The sequence below is a fragment of the Rothia sp. HMSC064F07 genome (genome assembly GCF_001837265.1).
Taxonomy (GTDB): domain Bacteria; phylum Actinomycetota; class Actinomycetes; order Actinomycetales; family Micrococcaceae; genus Rothia; species Rothia mucilaginosa.
This window is the reverse complement of record NZ_KV831926.1, coordinates 288,415-313,324: the sequence shown is the minus strand read 5'-3', so window position 1 is coordinate 313,324 and position 24,910 is coordinate 288,415. Positions and strand designations below refer to the sequence as shown.

20 protein-coding genes, 1 tRNA gene and 1 riboswitch are annotated in these 24,910 nt (G+C 61.6%); of the genes, 9 read left to right on the top strand and 12 right to left on the bottom strand.

Features of this window, described 5'->3' with window-relative positions:
• Positions 1–62: 62 nt before the first annotated feature.
• On the bottom strand, positions 63–3,068 hold the full coding sequence (locus HMPREF2712_RS03770) for a UvrD-helicase domain-containing protein (RefSeq protein ID WP_070819305.1): 3,006 nt from the start codon (positions 3,066–3,068) through the stop codon (positions 63–65).
• Positions 3,069–3,212: 144 nt separating this feature from the next.
• On the opposite strand from HMPREF2712_RS03770, the gene HMPREF2712_RS03765 reads away from it, so the two are divergent.
• The gene (locus HMPREF2712_RS03765) at positions 3,213–4,070 is read left to right on the top strand and encodes a VOC family protein (RefSeq protein ID WP_070819304.1); all 858 of its coding nucleotides are present in this window, start codon (positions 3,213–3,215) and stop codon (positions 4,068–4,070) included.
• 110 nt (positions 4,071–4,180) lie between these two features.
• On the opposite strand, the gene HMPREF2712_RS03760 is transcribed toward HMPREF2712_RS03765, so the two are convergent.
• Positions 4,181–4,253: transfer RNA gene (locus HMPREF2712_RS03760), tRNA-Arg, on the bottom strand.
• A 105-nt stretch (positions 4,254–4,358) separates the two neighbouring features.
• Here HMPREF2712_RS03760 and HMPREF2712_RS03755 point away from each other — a divergent pair.
• Complete coding sequence (locus HMPREF2712_RS03755) at positions 4,359–5,387, top strand: DUF4031 domain-containing protein (RefSeq protein WP_070819303.1); 1,029 nt, start codon at positions 4,359–4,361, stop codon at positions 5,385–5,387.
• Between the two features lie 167 nt (positions 5,388–5,554).
• Here HMPREF2712_RS03755 and HMPREF2712_RS03750 read toward each other — a convergent pair whose 3' ends face one another.
• From HMPREF2712_RS03750 to HMPREF2712_RS03740, 3 genes are all read right to left on the bottom strand, one after another.
• Complete coding sequence (locus HMPREF2712_RS03750) at positions 5,555–6,244, bottom strand: C40 family peptidase (RefSeq protein ID WP_070819302.1); 690 nt, start codon at positions 6,242–6,244, stop codon at positions 5,555–5,557.
• Positions 6,245–6,404, bottom strand: a riboswitch (cyclic di-AMP (ydaO/yuaA leader).
• Between the two features lie 610 nt (positions 6,405–7,014).
• Positions 7,015–7,719: an iron-dependent transcriptional repressor DtxR gene (locus tag HMPREF2712_RS03745; RefSeq protein ID WP_005504532.1), complete on the bottom strand. Its 705-nt coding sequence runs from the start codon at positions 7,717–7,719 to the stop codon at positions 7,015–7,017.
• A gap of 208 nt (positions 7,720–7,927) precedes the next feature.
• On the bottom strand, positions 7,928–8,677 hold the full coding sequence (locus HMPREF2712_RS03740) for a DUF3027 domain-containing protein (protein WP_070677669.1): 750 nt from the start codon (positions 8,675–8,677) through the stop codon (positions 7,928–7,930).
• Between the two features lie 141 nt (positions 8,678–8,818).
• Between HMPREF2712_RS03740 and HMPREF2712_RS03735 the strand changes: the two genes are divergently transcribed.
• The 4 genes from HMPREF2712_RS03735 to HMPREF2712_RS03720 all read left to right on the top strand — a co-directional run bounded on the left by HMPREF2712_RS03735 (position 8,819) and on the right by HMPREF2712_RS03720 (position 12,029).
• Positions 8,819–9,091 (top strand): hypothetical protein, encoded by a 273-nt coding sequence (locus HMPREF2712_RS03735; protein WP_005504529.1) that lies wholly within the window; start codon positions 8,819–8,821, stop codon positions 9,089–9,091.
• A 74-nt stretch (positions 9,092–9,165) separates the two neighbouring features.
• Positions 9,166–9,870 carry a response regulator transcription factor gene (locus tag HMPREF2712_RS03730; protein WP_005504528.1) on the top strand — a complete coding sequence of 235 codons (705 nt, stop codon included), beginning with the start codon at positions 9,166–9,168 and terminating at the stop codon, positions 9,868–9,870.
• 1 nt (position 9,871) lies between these two features.
• Positions 9,872–11,371 (top strand): sensor histidine kinase, encoded by a 1,500-nt coding sequence (locus HMPREF2712_RS03725; protein WP_070819301.1) that lies wholly within the window; start codon positions 9,872–9,874, stop codon positions 11,369–11,371.
• Between the two features lie 367 nt (positions 11,372–11,738).
• Positions 11,739–12,029 (top strand): WXG100 family type VII secretion target, encoded by a 291-nt coding sequence (locus tag HMPREF2712_RS03720; protein WP_005504526.1) that lies wholly within the window; start codon positions 11,739–11,741, stop codon positions 12,027–12,029.
• Between the two features lie 232 nt (positions 12,030–12,261).
• On the opposite strand, the gene HMPREF2712_RS03715 is transcribed toward HMPREF2712_RS03720, so the two are convergent.
• A complete protein-coding gene (locus tag HMPREF2712_RS03715; protein ID WP_070819300.1) occupies positions 12,262–13,671 on the bottom strand; it encodes an RNase H family protein in 1,410 nt (469 codons plus the stop codon).
• A 177-nt stretch (positions 13,672–13,848) separates the two neighbouring features.
• Here HMPREF2712_RS03715 and HMPREF2712_RS03710 point away from each other — a divergent pair, with 177 nt between their 5' ends.
• Positions 13,849–14,838 carry a 4'-phosphopantetheinyl transferase family protein gene (locus HMPREF2712_RS03710; protein WP_070819299.1) on the top strand — a complete coding sequence of 330 codons (990 nt, stop codon included), beginning with the start codon at positions 13,849–13,851 and terminating at the stop codon, positions 14,836–14,838.
• 146 nt (positions 14,839–14,984) lie between these two features.
• On the opposite strand, the gene HMPREF2712_RS03705 is transcribed toward HMPREF2712_RS03710, so the two are convergent.
• From HMPREF2712_RS03705 to HMPREF2712_RS03690, 4 genes are all read right to left on the bottom strand, one after another.
• A complete protein-coding gene (locus HMPREF2712_RS03705) occupies positions 14,985–16,088 on the bottom strand; it encodes an isochorismate synthase (protein ID WP_070819298.1) in 1,104 nt (367 codons plus the stop codon).
• Between the two features lie 63 nt (positions 16,089–16,151).
• Positions 16,152–16,919: an SDR family oxidoreductase gene (locus HMPREF2712_RS03700; protein WP_070819297.1), complete on the bottom strand. Its 768-nt coding sequence runs from the start codon at positions 16,917–16,919 to the stop codon at positions 16,152–16,154.
• Entirely contained in the window at positions 16,916–17,617 is a 702-nt protein-coding gene (locus HMPREF2712_RS03695; protein ID WP_070819296.1) for an isochorismatase family protein, read from the bottom strand. Before HMPREF2712_RS03695 ends, HMPREF2712_RS03700 begins: the two co-directional genes overlap by 4 nt.
• 306 nt (positions 17,618–17,923) lie before the next feature.
• Positions 17,924–19,333, bottom strand: coding sequence for an FAD-dependent oxidoreductase (locus HMPREF2712_RS03690; protein WP_070819295.1), 1,410 nt, complete (start codon positions 19,331–19,333; stop codon positions 17,924–17,926).
• A 211-nt stretch (positions 19,334–19,544) separates the two neighbouring features.
• Here HMPREF2712_RS03690 and HMPREF2712_RS03685 point away from each other — a divergent pair, with 211 nt between their 5' ends.
• Complete coding sequence (locus HMPREF2712_RS03685) at positions 19,545–20,072, top strand: mycothiol transferase (protein WP_070819294.1); 528 nt, start codon at positions 19,545–19,547, stop codon at positions 20,070–20,072.
• 212 nt (positions 20,073–20,284) lie between these two features.
• Entirely contained in the window at positions 20,285–21,646 is a 1,362-nt protein-coding gene (locus HMPREF2712_RS03680) for an MFS transporter (protein ID WP_246824527.1), read from the top strand.
• 204 nt (positions 21,647–21,850) lie between these two features.
• Here HMPREF2712_RS03680 and rlmC read toward each other — a convergent pair whose 3' ends face one another.
• Both rlmC and groL read right to left on the bottom strand, forming a co-directional pair.
• Positions 21,851–22,984: a 23S rRNA (uracil(747)-C(5))-methyltransferase RlmC gene (gene rlmC, locus HMPREF2712_RS03675; protein WP_070819293.1), complete on the bottom strand. Its 1,134-nt coding sequence runs from the start codon at positions 22,982–22,984 to the stop codon at positions 21,851–21,853.
• Between the two features lie 208 nt (positions 22,985–23,192).
• The gene (gene groL, locus HMPREF2712_RS03670) at positions 23,193–24,815 is read right to left on the bottom strand and encodes a chaperonin GroEL (RefSeq protein ID WP_070483466.1); all 1,623 of its coding nucleotides are present in this window, start codon (positions 24,813–24,815) and stop codon (positions 23,193–23,195) included.
• Positions 24,816–24,910 lie beyond the last annotated feature (95 nt).

Genomic DNA, 24,910 nt, shown 5'->3' with positions numbered 1-24,910 from the left:
GGGCGGGCACCCTCAGGTACCCGCCCCTCCATAGGCATTGTCAGGTTCTCACGCCCGACGCGTTAGCTCACCTTCTCCAGCGGCGCGTAACGCAGCAGCAGACGCTTCTCTTCCGAACCGAAACGGACCTTCGCCACGGTCTTATCGCCGCTACCCTCAACGGCGAGCACGCGACCCTCACCAAACTTGGTGTGGCGCACGGTATCGCCGACCGCCAGAGTCGGGATTTCCTTGCTCTGGTGCACGCGGGAGCGGTTCGTCACCTTCGAGGTGGCCGCCGCCAGCCCGTAGCTTGCCGAGCCATTAATATCCGCGGTGGACGGCTCAGAACGGCGTGCGGGGCGGGACTCGTAGGGGTCGTATGAGCCGCGCGAGCCACCGGAACTGTACCCGCTCGAGCCATAGCCGCCCGAGTAGCCGCCGGAACCGTAACTGGAACGAGAACCGCCCGAATAGCCGCCACCGTACGAGTTCCCGTATGAGCTGCCGCCATAGGAACTGCCGCGAGCGCCATACGCACCCATACCGGAGGCACCAAAGCCCGAGAAACCGGCGGTGCGCTTCCATTCAATCAGCTCCTCCGGGATTTCCTCCAGGAAGGGCGAGGGCGGGTTGAACTGGCTCTTACCCCACATGGTGCGGGTTTCCGAGCGGGTCAGGTACAGGCGCTCCATGGCGCGGGTCAGACCCACGTACGCCAGGCGGCGTTCCTCGCTCATTTCCTTCTCATCGGTCAGGGCACGCTGATGCGGGAACAGGCCGTGCTCCATGCCGGTCAGGAACACCACGGGGAACTCCAGGCCCTTGGCGGTGTGCAGGGTCATGAGGGTGACCATGCCCTGTGCCTTCGCCTCGGCGGCTTCGGCGGCAATCTGTGCGGCGGAGGCGTTCTCACCGTCGGCGCTGGCGGGGCGGTTCGGGATTGAGTCGGCGTCGGCGACCAGAGCCACGTGTTCGAGGAACTGCTCCAGGTCGGCGCCGGGGTTCTCGGTCTCGAACTCGACCATGGCGTCGAGTAGCTCGGAGAGGTTCTCCACACGCGATTCGTCCTGAATGTCCTTGGATGCGCGCAGAGCCGCCAGGTATCCGGTCTGCTCCAGGACCGCTTCCAGGCAGGTTGCGGCGGGTTCGGTGCGGGCAATCTGCGCCAGGTCGTCCATAAGGCGCACGAACTCGGCGTACTTCTTGACCGCGGCGGCACCCAGGCCGGGGATGTCGGCTGTCTGGCGTGCGGCGGCGTAGAAGGAGATGCGGTTCGCACTCGCGTACTCCGCCACCACGGACTCAGACTTGGCACCGATACCGCGCTTGGGTTCGTTGAGGATGCGGCGCACGTTCACGTCGTCATCGGGGTTGCTCAGGGCGCGCAGGTACGCCAGAGCGTCCTTGATTTCCTTACGCTCGTAGAAGCGGGTACCGCCGACCACGCGGTAGGGCAGGCCGGCACGCATGAGCATGTCCTCGAGGGTTCGGGACTGCGCGTTGGTGCGATAGAAGATTGCGACGTCACCGGGCTGCACGCCGTGCTCATCGGCAAGGCGGTCAATTTCGCGGGTGATGTAGCGTGCCTCGGCGTGTTCGGATTCGGCGACGTAACCGATGATTTTCGCGCCCGCACCGGAGGCGGTCCACAGCTTCTTGGGGCGACGGTCGGGGTTGCGTTCGATGACCGCGTTCGCCGCGGAGAGGATGTTCTGCGTGGAACGGTAGTTCTGTTCCAGCAGGATCGTGTGGGCGTTCGGGTAGTCCTTCTCGAAGTCCGTAATATTGCGGATATCCGCGCCGCGGAAGGCGTAGATGGACTGGTCGGAGTCACCCACCACGGTCAGCTCGGCGGGGGGCACGGCGTCCGGGTAGGGGCCGCGGTCAGCCGGTGCCTTCGTGTGGGCGCCGACCAGTTCACGCACGAGCTGGTACTGGGCGTGGTTGGTGTCCTGGTACTCGTCCACGAGGATGTGGCGGAACTTGCGGCGGTAGTAGTTCGCGATTTCGGGGAACTTCTTGAGCAAGAAGACGGTGCGGCCAATCAGGTCGTCAAAGTCGAGGGAGTTGGCGGCGCGCAGACGCTGCGTGTAAACGGTGTAGATCTGCGAGATGGTCTTCTCGTACGGGTTATCGGAGGCCACGCGGGATGCGAACGCCTCGGCGCTGACCAGCTCGTTCTTCAGCCCGGAGATGCGGTTGCCCACGGCCTTGGCGGTGAACTTCTTGGGGTCCAGGTTGAGCTCTTTAATGATGAGGCTCAGCAGGCGCTGCGAGTCGGTCGAATCGTAAATGGTGAAGGTGGACTTCAAACCCAGGGCGGCGGCCTCACGGCGCAGCACGCGCACGCAGAAGCTGTGGAAAGTAGAAATCCACATGTGCTTGGCGCGCGGGCCAACCAGCGCCTCAATACGTTCACGCATTTCGGCGGCAGCCTTATTGGTGAAGGTGATGGCGAGAATCTGGCCGGGGGTCGCGCGATGGGTTGCGAGCAGGTAGGCGATGCGGTGGGTGAGCACGCGGGTCTTGCCGGAGCCGGCGCCCGCAACGATGAGCAGGGGCGCGCCGGAGTGCAGCACGGCTTCTTCCTGGCGTTCATTGAGCCCGGCGGTGAGGGAGGCGGGGTCCACCGCATTGAGGCTGTGGGCACGTTCGCAGTAGGGGTCAGCGGGGTCGAAGTCCTCGCCGTAGCCGCCGACTCGGTAGGCGGGCGGCATGAAGTCGCCGAGCGGGTCTGCGGCGAAGGCGACGGGTACGCCGGGTTCAGACATGCCGGGTTCGGGCGCGCTGGTAGTGGGGGCGCTGGCAGCAGATGCGCTGTAGGCGGGCATGCCGGTGGACAGGGCGGCGGGTGCGTCCTGTGCGGGCGCCTCCATCACCGGAGCATCCATCACTGCAGCGTCCATGGGAGGCGCGTAGTAGTCGTCTTCAGCAGGGGGTACGTCGTAGTACGGGTCGAAGGGCGGCTCGTCAGCCGGTACAAGGTCAGCCGGTGCGGGTGCTGCGGGGGTGACGAGTTCGGCGGCGAACAGGCCGTCCTGTTCGGTGAAGGGCTGCTTCTGCTGTTCGGGCTTGTCGCTCATCATCTACCTCGCTGCCTAGAATACACGTTCGATATTCCATGCTACCGCATTTACTCCGCGGCTCCCACCCGTTCGGTCAATCAGCCTCACAATCTAAATCGGCAACGGCAAACCGGTGGCACAGAATAGTCATGCTAGGATGACCGCATGACCCAGACCTTACCTCCGAGCCTCTCAATAGCCCTATGGTGCAATGGCTCAGCCGACGAAGCCGCACAGTTCTATACCAGGGTTTTTCGCGATGCTTCCATCATGGAACAGGTGCCCGGACTCACGACTCTAAGCATCCACGGCTTCCAGCTCTCGCTCATTAACGGTGATGACCGGTACGTCCCGAACCAGTCCATCAGTTGCATCCTAAACTTTGACCCGCTCCTCTTCGGCGGTGAGGCGCAAGCGCGAGCATACCTCGATGAACTCTACGAAGAGCTAAGTACCGGCGGTGTGCTGATGGAACTGGGTGAGTATCCTTTCTCCCCACGCTACGCCTGGGTGCGTGATCGTTTCGGTATGACCTGGCAGCTGATGCTTACCAACCCTGCAGGAGACCCGCGGCCCTTCGTCGTGCCTTCTTTCATGTTTGGCGGCACGAATCACGGCAATGCAGAGGAAGCCACCAACCGTTGGATTTCCATGTTTGAGGATGCCCGCCGCGGCACCCTGTACCACTATCCGGAAGGTAGCCCCTTTGAGGCAGATGCGGTCATGTTTACCGACTTCAACCTGCACGGCACCTGGATGGCGGCTGCTGATTCCGGTACTTTCCACGATTTCACATTCACGCCGGGGGTTTCGGTAGTTCTTTCGTGCCGTACTCAGGAGGAGATTGATTACTATTGGGAGCAGCTCTCCGCTATACCTGAGGCGGAGCGTTGCGGCTGGTGTGTAGATCGCTGGGGTATTTCTTGGCAGGTTGTCCCGCACAATATTGCTGAGCTGATGGCGGATAAGGCCGCTCGCGAGAAGATCCTGCTGATGGGCAAGATTGACCTGTCTCAGCTATAACAACGTGTTTTCTTGAGTACTCGTTACGTGCAGAAACAGAGAAACCGCCCGCGCCTGCTAATGCAAGCGACGGGCGGTTTTCTCGTACCGGCATGACTACCGGTTCTGTGTGCCCCCGAGACGATTCGAACGTCCGACACCTTCTTTAGGAGAGAAGTGCTCTATCCCCTGAGCTACGAGGGCGTACCTATCCAGTATAAGGCACCCCGCGCCGCGAGTCCGCACAGCCAGTGTTCACCGCCTGAGGACACCCGCACCCGGCGGCAGAACCGCTCCTACAATGTACGAATGAGCATCTACATTGACCCGCCCACCTGGCCCGCGCACGGCACCGTCTTCTCGCACCTCATTTCCGATGCATCCCTGGCGGAACTGCACGAGTTCGCCGCGGCTGCGGGCATCAGTGAGCGTGCTTTCGACCGCGACCACTACGATGTTCCGGCGCACCTCTACGATGAGCTAGTGCGGGCGGGTGCGAAGGAACTCAGCGGTGCAGAACTGACTCGCACACTCATTGCCAGCGGTCTACGGATTCCCCTGAAGGAACGCCCCGAGAAGATCCGCCCGCGTCTGCTTCGCGCCTGGGCGGCGGCGTTTACGCCCCGCCTTAATACGCCCCGCCTCAAGCATGTGGAGGCTCCTGCCATGAGCCAAGCTCAACTCACGGCGCAGGTGGCGGAGCTGGGTGAGAGCCTGCTGCAGGCGTGGGAGCAGCCGCACCGCGCCTACCACCACAGCGGGCACCTTTCGCAGATGCTCACCGACCTGGACCGCCTCTACGCACACCGCACGCAGGGTTCTACTCCCCTGGCGTTGATTTTGGCGGCGTGGTTCCACGACGCGGTGTACGAGGGCGCGCCGGGTGAGGATGAGCGCCGTAGCGAGCAGCTGGCGAGCACCTCCCTGGAGCCGCTGGTTACCGCGGGCCTGCTCACCGGGCACGAGCTGCAGATGGTGAGCCTTCTGGTGCGTGCCACGGCAACCCACGAGCTACCCGAGTCTGCCGACCTACCGGCGGGCTACGAACCTGCGGATATTCAGTTTTTCCTCGATGCCGATATGGCTATCCTGGCGGCTGATTCGGCACGCTATCGCCGCTACCTGCGCGGGGTGCGTAGCGAGTACTCCCATTTTGACGATGAGGCGTTCCGCACCGGTCGTACGACCTTCCTGCGTTCGATCCTGGGGCGTAAACGCATCTTCCTCTCCGAGGAGGGTCTACAGCTCTGGGAGGAGCCCGCGAGGGCTAATCTGAGTGCTGAGCTCATCGAGTGGGCGCAGGACCCGCAGGGGCTTCTGCAGGCTCTCGCGTCCTAGCCGCATACACCTAAAACACATACCGCTGAGAATGCACCCATACTAAGGCGCGTTCTCGGCGGTATTTTCATAGAATCTCTCGGGTACGCAAAAAGCGCCCACCCCGTGCGGGGTAGGCGCCTTTTGAGAAGTATGTTGGGCTAGACCCAGCTCTTATGCGCTAAGGCTTAGAGAGCGGTGTAGTAGCCGTCAACGGACATCCAGGAGGTGGGGTGCACCATGGTACCGTTGGTGGGGTTCAGAGCGGAGATCATCTTACCGTCGCCCAGGTAGATACCAACGTGGCTGTAGCCGTTCTGGAAGACGATGTCGCCGGGCTGGGGGTTAGCGGTCGGGCGCAGCTCGTTCTTCATTGCGTAGGTGAAAGCGGTCAGCTTGATACCGTGCTGAGCGAAAACCCAAGAGGTGAAGCCGGAGCAGTCCCATGCACCGAAGGTCTTGCCGCCCCAAACGTATGCGCCGCCCAGACCGCTCATTGCGGTTGCAACGATTGCGTCGCGGGATGCGTTACCGGTGGAAGCGGAGGAAGCTGCGGGAGCAGCGGGAGCCTCGGTTGCTACGGGAGCAACGTAAGCCTGCTGTGCCTCAGCCTGGGGTGCTACGTAGGTGGTCTCAGCTGCGGGTGCCGGAGCTGCTGCGGGAGCAACGTAGGTCTGCTGTGCCTGAGCCTGGGGTGCAACGTAGGTGGTTGCGGGGGTGTTGTAGCTGGTGTAGTCGAACTCGTAGTTGGTGTAGTCGTAGGACAGATCAGCAGCAGCGGGGATCTGTGCAAATGCGTTTGCGGGAACGGTCGAGCCGAGCAGGATTGCGCCTGCTGCGAGGGTTGCACCTGCGGTACGTACGATCTTCTTAGCCATTGGTAATTCCTCCATTGCCTGACGAGGTGAGCTGTCGGGCTCGAGCATGGATTCGCTCGGCCACCGAAGTGACTTAGCCCCGAGGCCTCTCGATTGAGAAGCCGTATCCCAGCTTGGGGATTGGGTCCCCCGCTTCTGCCATATTGGGTAGACGTACATCGAAGCGTTGGCAGAACTCAGCGGATCCGCTTCGACGGTGCCCTCTTACGATGAGGATTTGGGCACAGAAATGAGAATACACAGAAAACTCCCAGTTGTCACTTCATTCGGGCTTAAATTTTGAACTTTCACCCTGGGGGGAAAACTTGGCACTCCAGGCATTTGACCCCCTCTCAATGGAACCAACAGCTACCGTTTAAGGCTCTTGACTAGGTGTTTTACAAGGATGCACATTCGCTTTTAATGCACCAGTACCCCTTAAGGACAGGGTTCAAAACTCTTAAACAATGACCCTTATCTCTTAAGTGTCCACTCCCAGAGATTGCTCAAACATCGGCGTTTCCCTCAGTTTCAACCTTAGATTTAAGCGAAAAACCCGAAAAATGCACTCAAGCGCAGTTGCTAAAACTCTGAGAGAGGAGTATATGCGCCCGCGCACATGACCAAACTCTGAAATACCCCACTCACTAGGCACCTCAGCTCCCCGAAGCCTCCCCCGCAAGGCCGAGCAGCCCTAAACAAGTGCACAAAAACGGTGGCACCTCCTCCACAAAGGGAGGCGATACCACCGTTTAGCGTGAACTGGGTTAGCGGACTCTCAGAATTAGACCTTAGAGGTTGCCGCCGCGCTTGACCACGATCGCGTTTGCCACATCCATGTCCAGGGAGAGGGTGTCCTCTTCACCGTCGGCGTGAACAATCACATCATCGTTCTGACCGGCAACCACGGACACCGAAGCGCCGTAGACAATACCTGCGTCAGCCAGCAGCTTCAGCAGCTCAACGTCAGTCTGAATGGACTCGGGGAAACGAGAGATAGTGAAACGGTCCTCGGGGCCGGAGTCGCGTGCAGCCAGGGACATGGGCACGGTACGCTCGTCGTTCTTCTCACTGGTGTGGCCCAGATCCTCCAGGCCGGGGATAGCGTTACCGTACGGGGAGAACTTGGGGTCCTTGAGCATCTCCAGGATGCGCTTCTCCACCTTGTCACTCATGACGTGCTCCCAGCGGCATGCTTCTTCGTGCACGTACTCAAGTTCCAGACCAATGATGTCGGAGAGCAGTCGCTCAGCCAGGCGGTGCTTACGCATCACCTCGACCGCCTTGTGGCGGCCTTCCTCGGTCAGTTCGAGGTGGCGGTCCGGCTCAACGGTGAGCAGGCCGTGCTTCTCCATACGTGCCACAGTCTGGGAAACGGTCGGGCCGGAGTGCTCGAGTCGTTCAGCGATGCGCGCACGCATGGGGACAATGCCCTCTTCCTCCAGTTCGAGGATGGTGCGCAAATACATCTCTGTGGTATCGATGAGGTCTGTCATATATCTCTCCCAGCTTTCACCGCAACAGTACTTAGATAGCACTGCCTAAGTCGTTACTTATTCAATAATCTATTATGTACTTTTTCAGCGGCTTTTGCCACGGCTTAAGTCATTGAGTCGCCCAATGAAAACTCATTGGACGACTCAAGACACCTTATATATACGCTTTTGCTAACCCACCCCTTATTAAGAGGAGTAGACGGTAGGCTTACTCTGCGGACTCAGCCTCAGCGGTTTCTTCCACGGCAGATTCGTTCTCTTCCGCTTTGTTCTCTGCAAGCTCAGCAGACTCCTCTGCCTCAGCGGTTTCAGCAGACTCTGCGTTCTCCTGCGCGGCGTTCTCCTCCAGGTCTTCCGGGCGAACGCGGTCAGCCCACGGCACCCAATCCGGCGCAATCAGTGCGTCGTCGCCGGGCAGCAGGCCCACCTCGCAGATCGTTGCCACGCGGGAGCGAGGCGCACGTGAGAGGGTCGCGAACCAGAACCAGCCGCGGTAACCGGGCAGGGTGCACTCGAAAAGGTGAGTGCTTAGACGCTCTTCCTCGGCGCGCACGTGATGCACCAGGCCGATAGCGTGTGCCGGGGCGATTTCCTGAACGCCCTGCAACGCCACATCCTTGGCGGCGGCAAGAATCTCATCCACCTTGGAGGTGCGGCGCAGCTTGTGCGGAACGCCCAGGGAGGGGGCGCCCACCTCTTCATCCAGCGGGGTGAAGGGGTCGGGGGTGGAGTCTTCGTTCTGTGCGGTTTCTTCGGCAGCAGATTCCTCGGAGGCAGACTCCTCAGCGGGCGTATCAGCCGCCTCAGTCTCCTCAGCGTTCACGGAGGGCTGAGTCTCAGCAGGTACAGCGCTACCCTCATCGGTGCTCTCAGGCGCGGCAGAAGGCGCAACGGACTCTGCGGGCGCGTCAGTAGCGGGCGTAGTTTCGGGGAGCAGTTCAATAACCTGTTCAGACATACCCCTATTAAAGCATCTCGCGTGCGCAAACAGTGTGGCGCCCACCCCAAGCTTCACATACGCTGTGAATTTGGGTCTCAAACCGCTAAATCTGGGGCTTCGCCCACGAACAGCTGTGTGTGAGCTGATACGGTTAAATTTATGAGTAATGAACCCGTACAGGACACGCGCAGTACCGCAGACCAGGCGCCCGCGCCCCTTCCCTACGCCGGAGCTATCCGCTGGCTCGGCGCGGCAGGTGCGCTTCTCGCCCTGATTTGCCTGCTCACCGGAGTCGCCATGCTCGTGATGAAGTGGGTTGGGGCAGCGCCGCCCGCCCTCATGAGCCAGATTCCGCTGGTCCTCCTCCCCGTCGCCTTTATCGCCCTCATGGCCGCACTCATCCTGTCGGTCATGCGCCGCAACAAGGCATAAAGATTTGAGCCGCAAGCTCACACACATCATTCACTTATCAAGTACAGCCTGCCATTCAGAGAGAAAGATAGAGTATGTCTGCTGAAGCAAAACTCCTAGTCGTCGATGACGAGTTCAACATTCTTGAATTGCTCGCCACCTCCCTGCGTTTCGCCGGTTTTGAAGTAGTTACCGCCGGCAACGGCCGCGAAGCCCTCGAAAAGGCACACGCCGAAAACCCCGACCTCATTGTCCTGGACGTCATGATGCCCGGCATGGACGGCTTCGAGGTGACCCGCCGCCTGCGCGAAAACGGCACCACCACCCCCGTGCTGTTCCTGACCGCAAAGGACGCCACCGAAGACAAGGTGACCGGTCTGGGTGCCGGTGGTGACGACTACGTCACCAAGCCCTTCTCCCTCGACGAGGTGATCGCCCGCATCCGCGCCATTCTGCGCCGTAGCCGCAGCGTCCAGGAAGAGGACGACGCCGTACTGCGCGTTGACGCCCTCACCCTGAACGTGGACACCCACGAAGTGTTCCTCGGTGACGAAGAGATTGACCTCTCCCCCACCGAGTTCAACCTGCTGCACTACCTGATGCTCAACGCCAACCGCGTGCTGTCCAAGGCGCAGATTCTCGACCACGTGTGGGAGTACGACTTCAACGGCGACTCCTCCATCGTTGAGTCCTACATTTCGTACCTGCGCCGCAAGATTGACAACAACCGTGAAAACCACGAGCCGCTCATCCACACCAAGCGCGGTGTGGGCTACATGATTCGCGGTTCTCGAGGCTAACGTGGCGCTCAAACCCCTCGACCGGATCCCCCAGTCTCTTTCCCTTCGCACCCAGCTGGTGCTCATTACCTCCATGCTCATCGCCCTCTCCATTGCGGTGACGAGCCTGGTGGCGATTTCCGCTCTGCGCGCCCAGATGGTGCACCAGCTGGACGAAGAGATGAAGAACAGCGCCCCCTCACTCGTGCAGCTGGCGACCGTGCGCCCCTCCGGTAATCAGGAACAATCCCTGAGCACCTACCGCCTGTACCTGCTCGACAAGGACGGCAACGTACTGTACTCGCTCAAGTCCGAGGACAGCGAACAGTTCAGCGAGCCGGCACTGCAAGGCTGGACCGAAGAGAAGGTTCGCAAGAAAAACGAAGAGGCGGTCACCGTCAATTCGGTGGGCAGCTCCTCCGATTGGCGCGTGCTCGCCGTGCCCATTGAATCGAAAGATTCTTCTGGGCTGACGGAGGCGGCATCCCTGGTTATTGCCATGCCGCTGAAACAAACGAACCAGGTGGTCGCCCTCGTGGGTGTGCTGACCTTCGCGTTTGGGTTGGCGACTCTCGCCTCCGCGATTGCGATGACCTGGGTGATTGTGACCCGCACCTTCGAGCCGCTGGCTCGCGTGGAGCAGACCGCCGCCAAGATCGCTGCCGGTGACCTCTCTCAGCGTATTGAGGACTACAACCCCAGCAACGAGATCGGTAACCTCGCGGTTTCGCTGAACACGATGCTCACCCAGATTGAAATGCTCTTCAAAGCCCGCGAGAAGAGCGAGGCAAAAATGCGCCGCTTCGTGGGTGACGCTTCGCATGAGCTGCGCACCCCGCTGGTCAGTATTCGAGGCTACTCGGAGCTGTACCGTCAGGGCGCGCTACCGACCGATGAGGCTGTTGCTACCGCGATGAGCCGCATCGAATCGGAGTCCAAGCGTATGGGTCAGCTCGTGGAAGACCTGCTGACCCTGGCGCGTATTGATGAGCGCCGCGAATCCAAGCTGGCGCCCTTCGACCTGTTCAACCTGGCGGTAGACGCTAGTAACGACGCCTACGCTACGGCACCCGATCGTGCGGTGTCCCTGGTGGGTCTGAACGAAGAGGTGGCGCCGACCTCCGCAACCGTGCTCGGCGACGAATCACGCCTGCGTCAGGTCGTGGCGAACCTGCTGACCAACGCCATGCGCTACACCCCCGACGGCTCTCCCCTGGAGATTGCGGTGGGCGTGCGCGAAGAGGTTCCCGGCTTCCCGCTGTCCGTGCTGGAGGTGCGCGACCACGGCCCCGGTATTCACGGCGAAGACCGCGAGCGCGTCTTCGAGCGTTTCTACCGCACCGATGCTTCACGTTCGCGTGAAACCGGCGGTACGGGTCTGGGTCTGTCCATTGTGGCTGCGATTATCGAGCAGCATGAGGGCAAGATTCACATTGAAGAGACCGATGGTGGCGGCGCTACCTTCGTGATTTCTTTGCCGTTCTACCCGCCGCCCGTCTCGGACAATCAGCTGATGAAGTAGCGCTGATGCATAAACCCCCGGATTGTGGAACTTGAGTGTTCTACGGTTCGGGGGTTTTGCTGTGCGCCGGAGGCGGGACTATGACTCGCGGCGGCGCGAGTAAAGAACAGCGGGAGCAACCGAGCGCGCGTCATGGCGGCGTCATTTTTGGGAGGGTTTTCGATTTTTTCGAGATGCCGGAGTGAATCTGACGGGTTTATCCACATATTTATTTAATAATCATTTTTCAGCTCATTTGATGCATTTTGAAAGATATAGTGATAACAAGCTTCCGGTCAGGAACTCAACCCTTCCAGAGATCCAAACCCCAAGCGCCACCACGGGGCAACCGCCCCACCTATCTCACATATCTCAAAGGAGAAAAACCATGGCACAGTTCAATGTCGATTCCGAAGTCATCGCAGCCAAGAGCGCACAGGCACGATCCTACGTCGCATCCATCACCGCAGACGTCAACGGTATGACCGCATCCCTGCACGATTTGCAGAGCTCCTGGACCGGCTCCGCATCCGCTAACTTCCAGGGCGTACTGGACCAGTGGCATGCAACCCAGCGCCAGGTCGAAGCATCCATCACCCAGATCAACGAGGCACTCACCCGCGCAGGCGTAAACTACGCAGACACCGAGCAGGCTAACGCCTCCATGTTCGTCGGCTAAGGGGTCCGGGCTACAGATTCTAAGGCCCACCCGCAGGCAGGCGGCAGACCGGGCAGCTAAAAGGTCCCGGACGCACAGCACACCGCCCGCTAGATTCGCCAGAAGGCGGCGAACATCTATTGAGAAACCCCCGCCACATCCTCGAAAGTGAGGATGCGGCGGGGTTTTAATGTACAGAAATCTTTGGGCCCAAGAGCCCATTCCTTAGGAGCAGAGCTTTAGGAGCTGAGCTTTAGGAAGCAGGGGTCTCCTGACGGAAACGCAGACGCCACAGGCCGCGCTCAGCGTCGTAATGCCAGATGCTCGAACGGCTCACGCGACCACGCGCGGTCGCAACCGCCGCCATGACCAGCACGCTGGAAGAATCCAGTACCTGCACACCCTGCTTGAGCGGGGCACCCTGCTGAGCGAAGGCGCGTTCACGGTACTGCAGCACCGAGGAGCGGGACACCGACTTACCGGTGGCGGTCACCCACACCAGACGCTCGTGCAACATGGACTCCAGCTGCGCCGCCTCCATAACGGAGCCGCGGCTTTCGAGCAGCTGTTCTGCGGCGGCGGCTTCCTCGGGGTTCAGAGCGGGTGCCGCAGGTGCCGCAGGAGCAGACGGTGCGGGCTCAGCAGGCTGGGAAGGAGCAGGCTGAGCGGGCTCCGCGGCGGGCTCTAGGGCAGGCTCTACCGCCTGTTCCTCTGCATGTTCTTCCGTCTCACCCAGCAGTTCCGCCGGGTCAACATCGTTCGGATCCATACCCGCAAACTCTTCCAGACCGGTCAGGTCATCCTCTTCTTCCGCCTGCGCGGCGCTCGATGCCTGCTGAGCGGTCTCCTCCTGCTGGCGCGCCAGTGCCTTTGCGTCACGCTCAGCGGCACGCTCTGCCGCGAGCGCCAGCTGTTCCTTGCGGGTGCGAACCGCCTCCGGGTCGGGGGCGTTCACCGCGGAGGCGGGGCGCAACAGACCGGATAGGCGCAGGCTCTCCACGCCGCGCTGGGCGTTCTCAATCTCGGCTGCGGTGAATTCCTGCACGGGCAGGTGGGCGTCCGCGGAAGACTCGGAGGGCGCCGGCTCAGAGAGCACAACCTCAGGGAGCGCAGGTTCTGCGGACGGAGCGTTCACAATCGGCGCTTCAACAGCCACAGGCTCAGCCGCAGTAGCGGGTTCAGCAGCCGCACCGAAGCCGGGGCCGTGCGCAGGTTCGCGGCCCTCCTGATAGGCGCGCGCAGCACCATTCGCCAGGGAATCCGCCTTCTCGTTGAGCTCGTGACCCGCGTGGCCCTTCACCCAAATAAACTCGTAGTCGCGGCCGGTCAGCGCCTGATCCAGCGCCTCCAGAAGGTCGCGGTTGAGCACGGGCTTACCGTCGGATTTCTTCCAGCCCTTCTTCTTCCAGCCGGGCATCCATTTGGTCAGCGAGTTAATGACGTACTGGCTATCGCAGTACACGCGTAGCTTCGCCTCCGGGCGGGATGCGGTCGCCTCGAACAGGTCCAGGACGGCCTTGAGCTCGCCCATGTTGTTGGTGCCGTGCGCCCAGCCGCCGCTCGCCCAGTGGTCGTCGTCGATATACCATGCCCAGCCCGCCGGTCCGGGGTTGCCCAGCGCCGAGCCGTCTGCGGCGGCAATGATCTCTTGCGTGCTGTTCACGGTACCTTCTTTCTAAGCTGCCACCCCTCTAGCGTGCAGGCGGCAGTCCGTAATGATGTCTGTGATGACTTTACCGCACCGGCGGCGAGGGTGCGTAGCGCACGGTCGCCGCTGTGGACAACCTCAAGTAGCCTCGCAACGCGAATTGCCGTAATGCCGGGCGGGTACACTAAACCTATGAGCTATTCTGCCCCCGAAACACCCAGCGCCCAGCGCCCGGAGCGCCCTACCGCCCGTCCGAGTGAGCGCGTGCAGATTTTCGCTCTTCCCACCCGCACCATGTACGGTTCCCTGCGTTTTAGCTGGTTGAGCTACCTGGGTCTTGCCGAGCAGCAGCATGCGGCGCAGTTGCCGACCTCCACGGCGGCGGTCAGCTACCTGAGCACTCAGGCACTCATGCGTGCCATGGCGGCGGCGCGTCTGGATGTGCCGTCGAGCGCCGCTTCTGAGATTGAGGTGGATCGTTCCTGCACCCTGTGCACCAGCGGTAAGAAGCACGGCAAGCCGCGTATTGCGGGCGTGAATTTCAATATGTCGCAGGTGAATCCGCTGGTGGTGGGTGCGTTTAGCCGTAATTCTTCGGCGGTGCTCGGCGTGGATGTTGAGACTCTGGATGCGCGCTTGTTCTCCGGTTTTGCGCGTCTGGCGCTCTCCAATGAAGAACGTGCATTCTATGAGCGGGTGGCGCAGGAACGCCCCGCGCCCGTACTACACCTGTTCTCTGTGGCGCTGTGGACCGCTAAGGAGGCGGTGCTCAAGGCGACCGGCCACGGCCTGAGCGTAGTGCCCTCCCTGGTTCGGGTGCAGCTCACCGATGCACTGCTGGACGCGCTCGAACTTGCCATGAACGAGGAGGCTCCTAGTGACCTTCTGGACGGTGGCACCCCCGAGCCAACCGCCCTACGCGTACTGACTCAGGACAGCTTGACCGCGCGTGCTACCTTTAGCGCACCCACACCTCAGGGCGGCGGCGAGGCTATCGAGCGGAGCTTTAGCCTGCAGTGGGTACCCGTGGCGCTGCCCGACGCGGAGAACCCCGAGCACGCGCAGAAGATGCTCATCGCCCTGGCTGTGGAGAACCCTGCCGAGGGTGAGCCCGCGCAGGTTGAGGCTCAGCTTCTGCCGGTGGCTACTCCCCTGGAGCTCAAGCGCCTGCTCACCGATTAGCTGCGCTCATTCCCCTAACAACTCATACAACGACGGAACGCACCCGCCATGCCAGCGAGCGCCTTCCGTCGTTTTATTCAGTCATCGTATTCAGTCATCGTATTCAGTCGTTGTATTCCGCCTCGTCAAGGCGTTCGTGGCAGAACCTAAGGGGTATCTTCGCCCAGGGTATCCACGCCCAGGGCGCGGCCAAAGCTACCGAGCTTCGTGCCGGTCTCCGTGTGCTCCAGCTCCGGGTCAGACTCAGCCACGATACCCGCGCCCGCGTACAGCACCGCCTCGTCCGGGCTGACCTGGGCGCAACGCAGCACCAGCGCCCACTCGCCGTTACCCTCGGCGTCCATGTAGCCGACCAGGCCGCCAAAGTAGCGGCGCTCGAAAGACTCCAGCTGGCGAATCAGCTCCAGCGCCTTCTCAGTGGGGGCACCGCAAATCGCGGGAGTCGGGTGGATCGCGCGGGCACCGTCCAGGCAGGTCAAACCCTCCTTCAGCACACCGTCGATGGGGGTCGCCAGGTGCCACAGCTGCGGGGTCTGCAGCAGCGAGGGCACCTGCGGTACGTTCAGCTCCTCGGCGATGGGGGCCAGGCGCTTGGCAATATCGTTAATGACGTAGGCGTGCTCGTGGCGGTCCTTCGGCGAGGCGAACAGGCGGTCACGAATCGCCTCGTCCTCGGCGCTACCGGGCTCGGCAATGCGCGGGGCGCTACCGGCAAGCGGGTGGGTCTTGAAGGCGCGGCCCTCGGTGCGGAACACCAGCTCCGGAGAGGCACCCATCAGGTAGCTTCCGTTCATGCCGCGCTCACCGTCGGGCAGGCGCACCGCAAAGTTGAACGCGGAACGCTGCTGGGCGCGCAGGTTGTTGTACAGCGCCTCCAGGTTGAGGGCGCCGGGTGCGTAGCGGGCAGTGAGCACACGCGAAAGCACGATTTTGCTCAGCTCACCCGCCTTCATGCGTTCCACGGCGGTCGCAACGGCGGCACGGAACCGGTCGTTCTGCCGGCCGGTGACCGATACCGGCTCGGCAAGCGCCACAGTCTGCTCGGGAACCGGCACCTGCTGCTCCTCCAGGCGTTCAGGCACGAAGAGGTAGGCGGGCATATCGGGGTCAAAAGGAATCAGACCCACGACGGCGCTACCGGCACGTTTCGCCTCGTCCAGGGCATTATCGAAGGTAACAGGGGTCATCGCACCGGATGCGCGCAGAACGCGGGTGCCGGTGGAAAAGATAAAGTCGGGAAGGTTCGTCATCGTACTTCTATCAGTGGTGTGTGGGTTCGCGCCGGGCATCTAAACGCCGGACGCGGGGTGCCGTTAGAGGGTCGCGCCGCCGTCAGCGACAATCTCCTGCATGGTGATGTGGCGTGCCGCCTCAGAAATGAGGAAAGCGTTGACCGCCGCAATATCCGCCGGGTCGGCAATACGGCGCAGCGGAATGCCCAGGCGGAACGTTTCCGGGTTACCGGCAACCGGCAGGGCGGAGCGATCCTCACCCTCCCAGGCGTCAGTCACCATGGGGGTTCGGGTAGTGCCGGGGCAGACCGAGTTCACGCGAATACCGTGCGCGGCAAGCTGCAGACCGAAGCTGGAACTCACGCGCGCCGCCGATGCCTTCGATGCACCGTAGGCACCAAACTCCGCGCGGGGCACACGGGCCGCGTTGGAGGCGACCGTCACCAGGGAGCGGCTGTTGGTCGGGTCGCTCTCCTGCTGGTCAATCATGATGCGCGCGAATTCGCGCAGGCACAGGAACACGCCGTCGGAGTTGACCGCGTGCAGGCGCTTCCAGGTGGCGAAGCTGGTTTCCAGTAGCGGCTGGCTGTGGGCGATGCCCGCGGCGAGTACCGCGCCGGTGATGGGTTCGTCGAGTGCCGCTACAGCGTTGGCGAGGGCGGTGACGGACTCTTCGCTCGTAACGTCTACGGCGCGGTAGCGGAAGATCGCGTCCCCGTAGGTACCGAAGGAGGCAATGGGCTGCTCCGCAAGGTCAGCCGCAAACACCGAATAGCCGTTCTTGATGAGCTGGTGGACGGTTGCCTCACCAATACCGCCGTTCGCACCGGTCACAATGACCCAGCTCATGCGCGCGCCTCCTCAGCAGTCTCAGCCTTCTCAGCACCTTCTGCAGCCTGCAGGTCTGCGAGCACATCGGCGGTGTTCAGCACGCGGGCGCAACGACCCGAAGCGTACTCGCACGCCGTGCGGTGCTCCTCCTCCGAGAAGTCGGCGAGCGCATCCGCAACCATAAACGGCTGAATGTCACGCATGAACGCCTCCAGGGCGGTGGTCAGGCAGCCAATGTGAGCGTACACGCCGCCGATAATGAGCTGGTCGCGACCGGACTCCTTGAGCAGGTCCTCGAAGGGGCTGCGCACGAACGCGGAGTAGCGCCACTTGGTCAGCACGGTGTCGCGGTCGGTGGGTGCCAGTTCGTCGAGCACGCGGGCGGACTCATCGTTCTGCAGGCCGTCGCCCCAGAAGTCGATGAGCAGGCGGCGATCTTCGGGGTTCTGGCGCGGCGGCTGCGCGGTGTAGTAGACCGGGATTCCGGCGGCGTGGGCGGCGTCAATGAGGCGGCGCAGGTTCCGAATGGCGATGTTAATCTGTGCGTCCGGGTTATCGTTACCCTCACCCAGGTTGGCGCCTTCGAAAGCCTGGACGAAGTGTACCTGCATGTCGTGCACGAGCAGTACAGCGCGGGAGGGGTCCACGGGCCAGCTCACGCGGTTGCTGTGTTCACGGTCGACGTAGGTGTAGGGCTTGATTTTGGGCAGTGCCATGATTCTCCCGGTTCGTGCCTATGGTTTTCGGTTGTATGCGCGGCGCAGGCGGTGCACTGTGGTGGCTGTAGCCGCGAGTGGGTGTCTCCTCCGAGCCCCTTCGCGCTGACCACCCAATCGGTGAGCTTGCGCTTATCTCATAACCATCTTAGGGCATGCTTAGGTACAAGGTATATCTGAACTTTAACAAAAATGCTTCCCCACCCGCACCCCCGTTGACAGCACAACGGGTGGAACGGGCAGGGAAGCACTCAGACAAGCAGAAACGCTATACAAACCGCGAATTCAGCCGCGATTCTAGTTCAACTAGTTCACGGGCGCCGCGACGGCAAGAACCTCATTCAGACCCTCAGTGATCGAGGGGTGAGTGTAAATCTCATCGCGCAACTGCGAAGCAGTAATGCCGTGGCGCATCGCCAGAGCCACCAGGTTAATAACCTCCATGGACTCGATTACCAGCAGCTGGGCGCCCAGAATCTGGTCGGTCTGCGCGTCAATCACGAACTTCATGATGCCGCGCGGGTTCTCCTGGGTCTTCGCACGCGGCATCGCAGCAACCGCGGCAACCGGCTTCGAAGCGACCTTCACCTTGTGGCCGGCCTCGATTGCCTCACGCTCGGTCAGACCCACGGAAGACAGCGGCGGGTTCATGTAAATGGTCGAAGCCACTGCCTTGCGGTCCTTAGTGGAGCGGGAACCGTCACCGACCAGCTGGGAGAGCACCACGCGGTAGTCATCCATGGAGATGTAGGTGAACTGCGGGCCGCCGTTCACGTCACCGAGTGCGAAAATGTTCGGCACGGTGCTGCGCAGGTGCTCATCCACAACGATTGCGCCGCGGTCGTTGGTTTCGATGCTGGTGTTCTCCAGACCCAGACCCTCGGTTGCGGGCTTGCGGCCGGTCGCAACCATCACGTAGTCCACCTCCAGCTGCTGGGTAGCGCCCTCGGAGTCGAGGTAGGTCACGGTCACCGAGTCAGCGCCATCCTTGAAGGACTGCACACGCACGCCGGTGTGAGCGGTAATGTCCTGGTCTGCGATAATCTCGCGGGCAACCTGGGCAACGTCCTCATCGTAGCGGCCGAAGAGGGCGGGTGCACCGTCCAGAATGGTCACCTCGGTACCGTAGGAGGAGAAAATACCGGCAAACTCAACACCGATGGGGCCGCCACCGATAATGCCCAGACGCTTGGGGCGCGGGGTGAGCTTCTGCAGCTCGGTGGAGGTAAGCACACGCTCAGATTCGCGGATACCCTCAATCGGCGGGATAACCGACACGGCACCGGTGTTGACGATGAAGTAGTCGGCGGTAACGCGCAGGGTGTCCTCGCCCGCGGTGACCTCAACCTCGATGTCGGAGATGAAACGTGCGTGACCGTCAATGAGCTTAGCGGTCTCGTTGGACAGCAGGATCTCGCGGTTCTTGGCGCGCATCATGCCGGTCAGCTTGTCACGGAAAACCACGGCGGATTCGTAGGCGGCGTTTGCCTCTTCAAGGGTGCGCTCGCCGCTGGCGCGGAACTCATCGGCACGGTGTACGAGCGCCTTGGTGGGTACGCAACCGATGTTGATGCAGGTGCCGCCGTACATGCCGGTGGACTGTTCGATGAGGGCAACGTTCTTACCGGTCTTGGCGTATGCGCCGGCGAGGGTCTTGCCGCCCTTGCCGAAGCCGATGACGACCATGTCAAAGTGCAGCTGAGCGGGGGTGGTCATAATATTCTCCTGTGAAATTTAGATGATGATGTCTTCACAGAGTTCAACGGGAAGAAATAAGTATTATTCCCGCGCGCCACATTTTTTCTTCCAAACCGACTCTTTCAAGGCAGCGAACACGCGGGCGTAGACTGAAACTACCCAGCTCCCTAAGAGAAGCCAGCCTAAAGGAAGCCACCCTAAAGGAAGCCAGCACAATCAGGAGGATTCCATGAAAACCCACGATATTCTGCGTGACGCCGCCAGCCGCCCCGGCATCGAAGCCGCCGTAGCCATCAAGGGGCTATCCCCCGAGGCGCTCAACGCCCACCCGGGCGGGCACCCGAACTCTATCGCCTGGCTGCTCTGGCACGCCGGACGACAGATGGACATGCAGCTTTCTGCTCTGAACGGTCAGCCGCAGGTCTGGGAGGCTCAGGGCTTCAGGGAACGCTTCAACCTGGGCGAGCTGGGCGACACCATGGGTTACGGCCACACCGCCGAGCAGGCGCGCTCCATCGTGGTTGAAGATTCTGCGCTACTGGTGGAGTACCTTGTGGCGACCGGCGAGGCGCTCGCCGACTACGCGCAGACGCTGAGCGAGGCTGATTTGAGCGAGATTATTGACCGTTCATGGACTCCGCCGGTGACTCGCGGGGTGCGTCTAGTCAGCCTGATTGACGACGCAGCCCAGCACGTAGGCCAGGCGGCGTACGCGGCGGGTATTCTCGCGGCACAGGATTTCGCGGCGCAGGGATAGAATTTCACGCCCGCTAGAGGGGAACGAAAAAGCGGTGGCGCCTCGGACACAACCAGCCCGAGACGCCACCGCCCGGTTGCGGGCAACCCCGATAACACCGCGAGCAGATAATATTTCGGCGAGAAGATAACGGACTGTTATCTGCTCGCGCATCTTGTGTCTTGTTTCGCCTCGGTTACAGCGTTCTTACCCGTGATAGAATCCACAGTATTATGAGACGCACCACAGACCCTTCGCCTGAGCACCCTGAATCACCTGCGTCGCGCATTCCAACAAACACACCAGACGCGACCGCAAAACCCACATCAGCAACGCCGCTGAACGCACGCGGGCAGCTCACGCTCCTGACCGCGCAGGTTTCTGATGCTCTTGCGTCCAGTATCCAAGCTATCGCCATGCCCCTGCTGACCTACGGCGCCACCGGCGACCTCGCCCACTCCGCTATCGTCATGGTCGTCGAGGCAGTCCCCGTCATCCTCTTCGCACCATTCGCAGGCGCTATCGCCGACAAATTCAACCGCAAAACCCTCACCGTCAGCTTCAGGCTCGCCAGCGCCGCCCTACTCATCGCATCCCCAGCCCTCTACGCCGCCGCAGGACTACCCGCCTTCCTCACCATCGCATTCCTCGTCTCAACCTTCGGCACCTTCTCATCCCCCGCAGCCTCCGCCGCCATGCCCTCCCTGCTCGGCGACGACTACCAAAAATACATGGCACGCCGCGGCAGCCTCATCTTCCTCGCCCAAACCCTCGGCCCCACCATCGCAGCCGCCGTCGCATCCTTCACCACCCCAGCCCTCGCCGTCGGATTCGCAGGCACCCTCAACCTGCTCGCTGCCCTCACCGTCGCCACCATACGCAACTACGACCTCACCCACGCCGAACGCACCGCCACCGTGCAGGAACACCACACCGGCAGACTCCTGCGCGAAGGCGCCGCCTACACCGCACACAACCCCATCGTGCGCGGTATGCTCACCTTCTGGTTCCTCTCCATCGCCGCCGTACCCATCACCACCCTGCCCATGCTCGAATACCTCACCCGCGGCCTCGGGCACGACTACACCGCCTTCGGAATCGCAACTTCCGTCTACGCCGCCGGATGCGTGATCAGCTCCTGGCTTTCAGCCAAACTCGGCGTCGGTACAGGCGCCGGGCGGGTGCGTATGACCAAACGCGGGTGGATGTGCATCTCCGGACTCGGCTACGGCGCCGTTTGTCTGAGTATGGGACTACACCCGGCGCTGTGGGCGGTACTCGTGCTCTGGTTCATCTGGGGCATGTTCTACGGACCCGAAGAAGTGCTCGGGCAAGTCCTCTTCGCAGACGCTATCGACGAACACATGCGCGGGCGCGTCTACAGCTTCATGGGTGTGGTTTTCTCCCTAGCGGGTATGGTCGGGTACCTCATCACCGGATGGGCGGTACCAGCGTTCGGCGCGATCAACACCATTGTTACCGGAGGGGCACTCTTCATCATCGCCACCGTATTCACGTTCATTCTCGGCCCGACTGCGCGAGCGATACGGGCGCAGGAATCGCGGAATGAGGCAAAGAGCCGTGCGGGTGCATGACTGTGCTCTGTATATCGCCTCGGGGCATCATCGCCTCACCTCCGCCACGTTGCGGGCAACCCTGATAACACCGCGAGCAGGTGATTTTTGGCCGAGCATGCAGGAAAAATACTACCTGCTCGGCCAAAAATCACCTGCTCGCGCCCTAGTGTTATGTATCTGCTCGCGGACTTGGGATAGGAATGAGCGCTTGACCCGAGAAACCTACCCGCGCTTCAGCAACGTCATAACCTCATAGTGGTCCGTATGCGGGAACATGTCCAGCACACGGCCCTGCACCGGCGCATACGAGGGCATACGCTCCAGATCCTTCGCCAAAGTCACCGCGTTACAGCTCGAATACACCACACGGTCAATACCCGAACCCTCAATCCACGCACACAAGCTCTCACCAATACCGCGGCGCGGCGGATTCACCACCAGCATCTGCGGCACCGCGCCCGAAGACACCGCGAACTCCGGCGCATCCTGAGCCGAAAAACTCACGCCCTCCAGCCCATACTCAGCCACCGTGCGCTGCGCCGAAGCGACCGCCTCCGCACTAATCTCAATACCCGTCACCGAGCCGCCGTCCATCACCGAAGCGGCATGCAGGGCAAAACCGCCCACACCGCAGTACAGGTCCCACAGCGAGCGCGGAGCCACCTCACGCACCCACTCACGGCCCTGCGCGTACATCGCCTCAGCAACCTTCGTGTTCGTCTGGAAGAAGCTCTGCGGGCGCAGATGCAGAGTCAGGTTATTCACCTGCATCGGCAGGGTCTGACGCTCCGACAGGATAATCTCCTCATCACCCTCAACACGCGCCACCGGTTCACGCAGCAGGTTCACCGACAGCACCGCCAGGTTCGGTAGCCGCTCCTGTAGCCAGTCCATCTGGCGGCGAATCGGCACCAGCAACTTCTTCGAACGCAGCACGAAACGCACCATCAGCTCACCCGCCGCCGAAGCAGTCACCAGAATATTCTTCAGCTCACCGCGACGATTCGGAATGTCATAAGGGGTCAGGTCTGCGCGCCGAATCAGCTCACGCAGCACCGGAATAGCCGCCTGAATCGGCTCCATATAGAGCGGGCATTCGCCAAGATCAGTGGAGGCACCCGTACGGTAATCTACAATGCCCAGGGTCGGGTTCTTCGCCGAACCACCCACCACGAGCTTCGCCTTATTGCGGAAGCCCGCCTCCGCACTGGTCACCGGGTCCAGCCACTGCAGCTGCGGGTGGGCGGCAAGCAGGGCGCGGGCGTGCTCCTGCTTCGCCTGCACCTGCGCGGTGTAGGCGATCTCAATGCTGGGGCAGGAGGAGCAGAGGTCATCACGAAAATAGGCGCATTCCATAAGGAGCCATTCTACCGCCTCCACCGCCGGGACAGGACGCACGGGCACACAAAAGCGGGGGCGGCCACCCTTCATGGGTAGCCGCCCCCGCCTCATACGGATGCGGTGTGATTATGCCGGGTTAGTTTCCAGCGGCATCTCACCACCGAAGGTCACTTCGTGCCCTTCGGATTCCATAACTTTTTGCCCCATCAGGGACAAAAAGTTATTACATCATTCCGCCCATTGCGTCCGCACCGGGAGCAGCCGCACCAGCGGGCTCCGGCTTGTTCGCAACAACAGCCTCGGTGGTCAGGAACAGACCGGCAATCGACGCAGCGTTCTGCAGAGCCGAACGGGTCACCTTCACCGGGTCAGCAATACCGGCAGCCATCAGGTCCTCGTACTCACCGGTTGCGGCGTTCAGGCCGGTACCTGCGGGCAGGGAGCGAACGCGGTCAACCACAACGCCCGGCTCCAGGCCAGCGTTAGCAGCAATCTGCTTCAGCGGTGCGTCGATAGCCACGCGCACAATGTTCGCGCCGGTAGCCTCGTCACCGGTCAGCTCCAGCTTGTCGAAGACCTTCACGCCAGCCTGAATCAGAGCAACGCCACCACCGGGGACGATACCCTCCTCAACAGCAGCCTTAGCGTTACGCACGGCATCCTCGATGCGGTGCTTGCGCTCCTTCAGCTCAACCTCGGTTGCGGCACCAGCCTTCAGCACAGCAACACCACCGGCGAGCTTAGCCAGGCGCTCCTGCAGCTTCTCACGGTCGTAATCGGAATCGGAGTTAGCGATCTCTGCGCGAATCTGAGCCACGCGACCCTCGATAGCCGCTGCGTCGCCTGCACCCTCGATGATGGTGGTCTCGTCCTTGGTCACAACGACCTTGCGGGCGGTACCCAGCATATCCAGGGTTGCGGCGTCCAGGGACAGGCCAACCTCTTCGGTAATGACCTGGCCACCGGTCAGGATAGCGATATCGGCCATCTGAGCCTTACGGCGGTCGCCGAAGCCCGGAGCCTTCACAGCAACAGACTTGATGGAGCCGCGCATCTTGTTCAGCACCAGCAGAGCCAGAGCCTCACCCTCAACGTCCTCAGCGATAATCAGCAGCGGCTTGCCGGACTGCATGACCTTCTCCAGGACGGGGACGAGGTCCTTAACGTTCGAAATCTTCTGGTTCACAACCAGGATGTAGGGGTCCTCCAGGACTGCTTCCTGACGCTCCGGGTCGGTCACAAAGTAACCGGACAGGAAGCCCTTGTCGAAGCGCATACCCTCAGTCAGCTCCAGGTGCAGGCCGAAAGTGTTGGAGTCCTCAACGGTGATGACGCCTTCCTTGCCGACCTTCTCCATTGCCTCAGCAATGAGCTTGCCAATCTCTGCGTCGCCAGCGGAAATCGAAGCGGTTGCGGCGATCTCTTCCTCGGTCTCAACTTCCTTCGCGGAGGAGAGCAGAGCCTCGGTCACGGCCTCAACAGCCTTCTCAATGCCGCGCTTGAGGCTCAGCGGGTCAGCGCCAGCAGCCACGTTGCGCAGGCCCTCGCGGACCAGTGCCTGAGCCAGAACGGTAGCGGTGGTGGTACCGTCACCTGCGATGTCGTCAGTCTTCTTTGCAACTTCCTTGACGAGCTCCGCACCAATCTTCTCGTACGGATCCTCCAGCTCGATTTCCTTCGCGATCGAGACACCGTCGTTGGTGATGGTGGGGGCGCCCCACGCCTTCTCCAGCACAACGTTGCGGCCGCGGGGGCCGAGGGTCACCTTCACTGCATCGGCGAGGGTGTTCAGACCGCGCTCCAGGCCGCGGCGTGCCTCTTCGTCAAAAGCAATGAGCTTTGCCATAAGTGTCCTCCTGAACGATAGGATATTCTCCTGCATCCCGCTGGGATGCAGTACGTCTAAAATCGGGTCGCTACCCCTCCCCCGCGCACCCGTGA

Bases quoted from the DNA above. Each gene is read 5' to 3' on its own strand.
- HMPREF2712_RS03740 (WP_070677669.1), bottom strand. From the start codon at position 8,677: ATGTCTGAACAGGTTATTGAACTGCTCCCCGAAACTACGCCCGCTACT.
- HMPREF2712_RS03710 (WP_070819299.1), top strand. From the start codon at position 13,849: ATGAGCTATTCTGCCCCCGAAACACCCAGCGCCCAGCGCCCGGAGCGC.
- rlmC (WP_070819293.1), bottom strand. From the start codon at position 22,984: ATGGAATGCGCCTATTTTCGTGATGACCTCTGCTCCTCCTGCCCCAGC.
- HMPREF2712_RS03685 (WP_070819294.1), top strand. From the start codon at position 19,545: ATGAAAACCCACGATATTCTGCGTGACGCCGCCAGCCGCCCCGGCATC.
- HMPREF2712_RS03750 (WP_070819302.1), bottom strand. From the start codon at position 6,244: ATGGCTAAGAAGATCGTACGTACCGCAGGTGCAACCCTCGCAGCAGGC.
- HMPREF2712_RS03755 (WP_070819303.1), top strand. From the start codon at position 4,359: ATGAGCATCTACATTGACCCGCCCACCTGGCCCGCGCACGGCACCGTC.
- HMPREF2712_RS03745 (WP_005504532.1), bottom strand. From the start codon at position 7,719: ATGACAGACCTCATCGATACCACAGAGATGTATTTGCGCACCATCCTC.
- HMPREF2712_RS03730 (WP_005504528.1), top strand. From the start codon at position 9,166: ATGTCTGCTGAAGCAAAACTCCTAGTCGTCGATGACGAGTTCAACATT.
- HMPREF2712_RS03680 (WP_246824527.1), top strand. From the start codon at position 20,285: ATGAGACGCACCACAGACCCTTCGCCTGAGCACCCTGAATCACCTGCG.
- HMPREF2712_RS03735 (WP_005504529.1), top strand. From the start codon at position 8,819: ATGAGTAATGAACCCGTACAGGACACGCGCAGTACCGCAGACCAGGCG.
- HMPREF2712_RS03765 (WP_070819304.1), top strand. From the start codon at position 3,213: ATGACCCAGACCTTACCTCCGAGCCTCTCAATAGCCCTATGGTGCAAT.
- HMPREF2712_RS03690 (WP_070819295.1), bottom strand. From the start codon at position 19,333: ATGACCACCCCCGCTCAGCTGCACTTTGACATGGTCGTCATCGGCTTC.
- HMPREF2712_RS03770 (WP_070819305.1), bottom strand. From the start codon at position 3,068: ATGATGAGCGACAAGCCCGAACAGCAGAAGCAGCCCTTCACCGAACAG.
- groL (WP_070483466.1), bottom strand. From the start codon at position 24,815: ATGGCAAAGCTCATTGCTTTTGACGAAGAGGCACGCCGCGGCCTGGAG.
- HMPREF2712_RS03720 (WP_005504526.1), top strand. From the start codon at position 11,739: ATGGCACAGTTCAATGTCGATTCCGAAGTCATCGCAGCCAAGAGCGCA.
- HMPREF2712_RS03700 (WP_070819297.1), bottom strand. From the start codon at position 16,919: ATGAGCTGGGTCATTGTGACCGGTGCGAACGGCGGTATTGGTGAGGCA.
- HMPREF2712_RS03705 (WP_070819298.1), bottom strand. From the start codon at position 16,088: ATGACGAACCTTCCCGACTTTATCTTTTCCACCGGCACCCGCGTTCTG.
- HMPREF2712_RS03695 (WP_070819296.1), bottom strand. From the start codon at position 17,617: ATGGCACTGCCCAAAATCAAGCCCTACACCTACGTCGACCGTGAACAC.